The organism is Pontibacter sp. HJ8 (assembly GCF_054824225.1).
Window position 1 is genome coordinate 1 of the sequence record NZ_JSYF01000486.1, and the last position, 4,726, is coordinate 4,726.

Genomic DNA, 4,726 nt, shown 5'->3' on the forward strand with positions numbered 1-4,726 from the left:
TGATATGGTAGAAAGCTGCTTCTCCCTTATCGGGGGTAGACGTATGGGTGCTGCTTTCTTCCAGGTATTCTTTCTTCACGGTGTTGGGCGGAAAATAGTAAGCACCGTCTACTTTCACGGTCTGGTCGCTGTCAGCCAGCACTATTTCGTTGAAAATTGCTTTCATAGTCTATCTAATTAATGATGGGTTGCTCTGAATAACTTACTGTCACTCAATGCGTAGGGTTGCTGTTTCTTTGCTTGCCCGATAATCTGCGTATAAGGAGGCATGTATAAGAACAATAGGAGGCAATGCGTTGTTGAAGTATAAATCATAGTTTATTACATATGGCACTAGGATTTCGATTTACAGAATATATTCCCCCGCAGGATGACCCGCAGGGTTTTGAGTCGCTGCTGAAGATCTTTCTGCAACTGGTCATGATCACCTCCGGCGATGTGGCGGAGGCGCTCTCGTGGCTCAGTTCGCTCGACAAGCAGTATGGCCTCACCGGGGATGAATACGGCATAGGCGATTTCATTGAAGACCTGAAGAAGAAAGGCTACCTCGATGAGAATCCGCAAGAAAACGGCGCCCTGCAACTCACCGCCAAAAGTGAACAGAACATCCGCAGGAGCGCACTGGAAGAGATCTTCGGGAAGCTGAAGAAAGGCAATAAAGGCAGCCATGCCACCCGGCAGACAGGTATAGGCGACGAAGCCAGCAGCGACCGCCGCGAGTACCAGTTTGGTGATGCACTGGAGCAGATCGCCATGACCGACTCCATCCGCAATGCCCAGATCAACCACGGCCTGTCCGACTTCCGGCTCACCGAGCAGGACCTGGAGATAACCGAGACCGAGCACAAGACCCAATCCTCTACGGTGCTGATGATCGATATTTCGCACTCCATGATCCTGTATGGCGAAGACCGCATCACGCCTGCCAAGAAGGTGGCGATGGCCCTGGCCGAGCTGGTGAAGCAGAAATACCCGAAAGATACACTGGATGTGATTGTGTTTGGCAACGATGCCTGGCAGATAGAGATCAAAGACCTGCCTTACCTGGAAGTGGGCCCCTACCACACCAACACGGTGGCAGGGCTGGAACTGGCCATGGACATCCTGCGCAAACGCAAAACACCCAACAAGCAGATCTTCATGATCACGGACGGGAAACCAACCTGCCTGAAAGAGGGGCTGCACTACTACAAAAACAGCTTCGGCCTGGACCGCAAAGTGGTGAACAAGACGCTGAACCTGGCTGCCCAGTGCCGCCGGATCAAGATCCCAATCACGACTTTCATGATCGCCTCCGATCCATACCTACAGCAATTCGTAGAGGAATTCACCAAAGTGAACAACGGCCAGGCCTATTACAGCAGCCTGAAAGGGTTGGGGCACCTGGTGTTCCGCGACTATGGCCGCAACCGGAAAAAAACCTTCTAGGATTTTAAGATTAAGAGATGAATAGGATGGGCTGAAATAGTGCCTCCTGCTGTTTTACTCTAGCTGTCTCGGATTTCCTAATCCGCTAATAAGTATACAGGGATTAGGAAATCCCAACAGTTTCCTTTCGAATTAAGAAATATTAAAGAGCTTAATCAGGGGTGGATTAACAGCCACTCAACAATTAAACAATTTAGCCATTCAACCATTTAAGAATGCAATACACAGATATTCCATCAGAGAACTTACTGAAGATAAAGACACTAGGCCAGCTGAAAGCGGCCGGCTACGAACCGCAAACGGTGAAGCAGGAACTGCGTCAGAACCTGATCAAAAAACTGCAACAGAAGGAAGATGTGTTCCCGGGTATATGGGGGTACGAAGAGACGGTAGTGCCCGATCTGCAACGCGCCATCCTTTCCATGCACCACATCAACCTGCTGGGCTTGCGTGGTCAGGCCAAGACCCGTATCGCCCGCCTGATGATCGACCTGCTGGACGAATACATCCCGGTGGTGCACGGCGCAGAGCTCAACGACGATCCGCTGCTGCCGCTGTCGCGCTACGCCAAAGACCTGGTGCACGAGCACGGCGACGATACACCCATCGGCTGGATGCACCGCTCCGACAGGTATACCGAGAAGCTGGCCACACCGGACGTTTCGGTGGCTGACCTCATTGGCGATGCCGATCCCATCAAAGCGGCTACGCTCAAACTACCTTACTCCGATGAGCGGGTCATCCACTTTGGCCTGATCCCGCGTTCGCACCGGGGTATTTTTGTGATCAACGAACTGCCCGATCTGCAGGCACGTATCCAGGTGGCTTTGTTCAACATCCTGCAGGAAGGCGACATTCAGATTCGTGGTTTTAAGGTACGCCTGCCGCTGGACATACAGTTCGTGTTCACGGCCAACCCCGAAGATTATACCAACCGGGGCTCCATCGTGACGCCGCTCAAGGACCGGATCGATAGCCAGATCATCACGCACTATCCGAAGTCCATCGAGATAGGCAAAAAGATTACCAAACAGGAGGCGCACATTAAAGACGAGCAGGAGGAACTGGTAACTTCCAACGAGATCATCAGCGACCTGATAGAGCAGGTGGCTTTTGAGGCGCGCGAAAGTGAGTATGTGGATCCTAAAAGCGGGGTTTCGGCACGACTCACCATTTCGGCTTTCGAGACGCTGCTGAGTGCAGCCGAACGCCGGGCGCTGCTGAACGCTGAGAAATCAACGTATGTGCGGGTGGCGGACTTCCTGAACACGATCCCATCGGTAACCGGTAAAGTAGAGCTGGTATACGAAGGAGAGCAGGAGGGAGCCGGCCATGTGGCGCAGGTGCTCATGGGCAAAGCCATCCGGACGCAGTTCCTGAAGTATTTCCCGGACCCGGACAAGGCTAAAAAGAACAAAGCTGCGCCTAATCCTTACAAAGGCGTCATCGACTGGTTTGGGGAAGGCAATACGCTGGACATCCTGAATGATGCCAGTGCGGCCGACTACAAAAAAGCGCTGCAGCAGGTGCCCGGGCTGGCTAATCTTGTGGAGAAGTACCAGCCAAAAGCCGAAGCGAAGGAAAAGCTGTTCCTGATGGAGTTTGCCCTGCACGGACTGGCCGAGCACAGCCAACTGAGCAAAAACCGCCTCAGCACAGGCCTGCAGTTCAAGGACCTGCTGAGTGGTATGTTCTCTATGCCCAAGTTTGGGGAAGAGGACGAGGACGATGATGATCAGTTTTAGGAGTTGGGGAGTTTAAGAGTTTAGAAGTTAGAAAGTTAAATCAGATGAGGCGAAGGTGCACGGAGTTGTGCCTTCGCCTTTTATTATTTGGCTTGTGGCTATTCGGGAAGCAGAGTTATTCAGACAACAGGGCAATGGCTATACCTTCCCATTCTTCCTGCAAGGAGGTTGCCGGCCTTTTTCGACCTGCTTTGCTATACCAGTAGTCTGCATTCCAGGTATCGCCCTCCTGGCGGTGTAGGTAGGCGTGTATCCAGGCGGCGTTTTTGTCCGGCAGGTCCTGAATGAGTACATGGGCCTTGTCCCAGTCGCCCTTTGCTTCGTACCATAAGGCCTGCAGGTATACAGACGTATCCGGCGGTGAAGAGGAGGAAAGGCTTTGTTTGAAAGTGGTGAAGTTCATGGCAGTATCAGTATAAGAACGAGAGCCATCCCAGGTGCTATGACAGTGCATAGCTGACCCTGGCTCAGCCTCCAGCGCTCATCTTACTTTAACGTAGTCTTGAAGAAATCTATGGTACGCTCCCAGGCAAGCGTTGCCGCAGCTTTGTCATAACGAGGGGTCGAATCGTTGTGAAAGCCATGGTTTGTATGGGCATACGTGTGAGCTGTGTATTTTTTGTTGTGTTCCTGCAGGGCCTTTTCATACGCGGGCCAACCCTCATTGACGCGGGTGTCCAGTTCTGCAAAGTGCAGCAGGAGGGGAGCCTTTATTTTTGGTACATCTTCACTTGCCGGCTGCCCTCCGTAGAAAGGAACAGCTGCCGCCAAATCAGGTATACGCACGGCCATCATATTCGAAACCCATCCTCCGAAGCAAAAGCCTACCACCCCTATTTTTCCATTGCAGTCTTTGTGGTTTTTCAGGTAGTCGTACGCTGCTATGAAATCTTCCAGCATCTCGTTTCTGTCGCGCTTGCTTTGCAGTGCACGGCCTTCATCGTCATTGCCAGGGTAGCCGCCCAGTGGCGTTAGGGCATCCGGAGCAATCGAGATAAATCCGGCGAGTGCGGCCCTTCTGGCAACATCTTCGATGTAGGGATTCAGACCACGGTTCTCATGAACGACCACTATACCTCCCAGTTTCTTTTTTGCATCCGCAGGCTTCGACAACAGGGCTTTCATCGTCCCGCCACCTTTTGCTGACTGGTAGTTTATGTATTCTGATGTGAGTCGTGGATCTTCCGCTTTGACCTGGATAGTGCCTTTGTAATCGGGCATCAGAAAACTCATGAGCGATGCTACAGTCAGGCCTCCCACTGCATAGGTCGAAAGTTTTTGTAAAAACTCACGCCTGTGGACCCGGTTGTGCGCGTAGTCGTCGTAAAGATCAAACACTTCCTGCCTGATGTCTTCTTTTTTGATTCTGTCCATGTTTCTTTGATTACTGATTTCCCTTTTGATGTATGCTAAAGTAACGGACTGGGTTAAACTGTGGCGTAGCTAAAGTTTAGGTGTGGTTGTAGTAAGTTTTATTTTTCTATTCTGATGTCTTTAGGTTCGAAATAGTCCTCAAGACTTGCTCCTATACCTGGGTTTATTGGCATACAAAA

General features: G+C 51.4%; 5 protein-coding genes. 2 read left to right on the top strand and 3 right to left on the bottom strand.

The features are described 5' to 3' along the window. Positions 1-166 (bottom strand): DUF427 domain-containing protein (locus tag OB13_RS18260; RefSeq protein ID WP_461491623.1); only part of this gene is annotated, 166 nt, incomplete at its 3' end. A gap of 161 nt (positions 167-327) precedes the next feature. Between OB13_RS18260 and OB13_RS18265 the strand changes: the two genes are divergently transcribed. Further along, on the top strand, positions 328-1,428 hold the full coding sequence (locus OB13_RS18265; protein WP_461491619.1) for a vWA domain-containing protein: 1,101 nt from the start codon (positions 328-330) through the stop codon (positions 1,426-1,428). A gap of 215 nt (positions 1,429-1,643) precedes the next feature. Beyond that, entirely contained in the window at positions 1,644-3,173 is a 1,530-nt protein-coding gene (locus OB13_RS18270; RefSeq protein WP_461491620.1) for a sigma 54-interacting transcriptional regulator, read from the top strand. Positions 3,174-3,288: 115 nt separating this feature from the next. Here OB13_RS18270 and OB13_RS18275 read toward each other — a convergent pair whose 3' ends face one another. Both OB13_RS18275 and OB13_RS18280 read right to left on the bottom strand, forming a co-directional pair. Then, positions 3,289-3,576: a hypothetical protein gene (locus tag OB13_RS18275; RefSeq protein ID WP_461491621.1), complete on the bottom strand. Its 288-nt coding sequence runs from the start codon at positions 3,574-3,576 to the stop codon at positions 3,289-3,291. Positions 3,577-3,659: 83 nt separating this feature from the next. Further along, positions 3,660-4,547: a dienelactone hydrolase family protein gene (locus tag OB13_RS18280; RefSeq protein ID WP_461491622.1), complete on the bottom strand. Its 888-nt coding sequence runs from the start codon at positions 4,545-4,547 to the stop codon at positions 3,660-3,662. Positions 4,548-4,726: the final 179 nt, after the last annotated feature.

Excerpts from the sequence above, each read along its gene's own strand:
- OB13_RS18265 (WP_461491619.1), top strand. The coding sequence starts at position 328 with ATGGCACTAGGATTTCGATTTACAGAATATATTCCCCCGCAGGATGAC.
- OB13_RS18270 (WP_461491620.1), top strand. The coding sequence starts at position 1,644 with ATGCAATACACAGATATTCCATCAGAGAACTTACTGAAGATAAAGACA.
- OB13_RS18275 (WP_461491621.1), bottom strand. The coding sequence starts at position 3,576 with ATGAACTTCACCACTTTCAAACAAAGCCTTTCCTCCTCTTCACCGCCG.
- OB13_RS18280 (WP_461491622.1), bottom strand. The coding sequence starts at position 4,547 with ATGGACAGAATCAAAAAAGAAGACATCAGGCAGGAAGTGTTTGATCTT.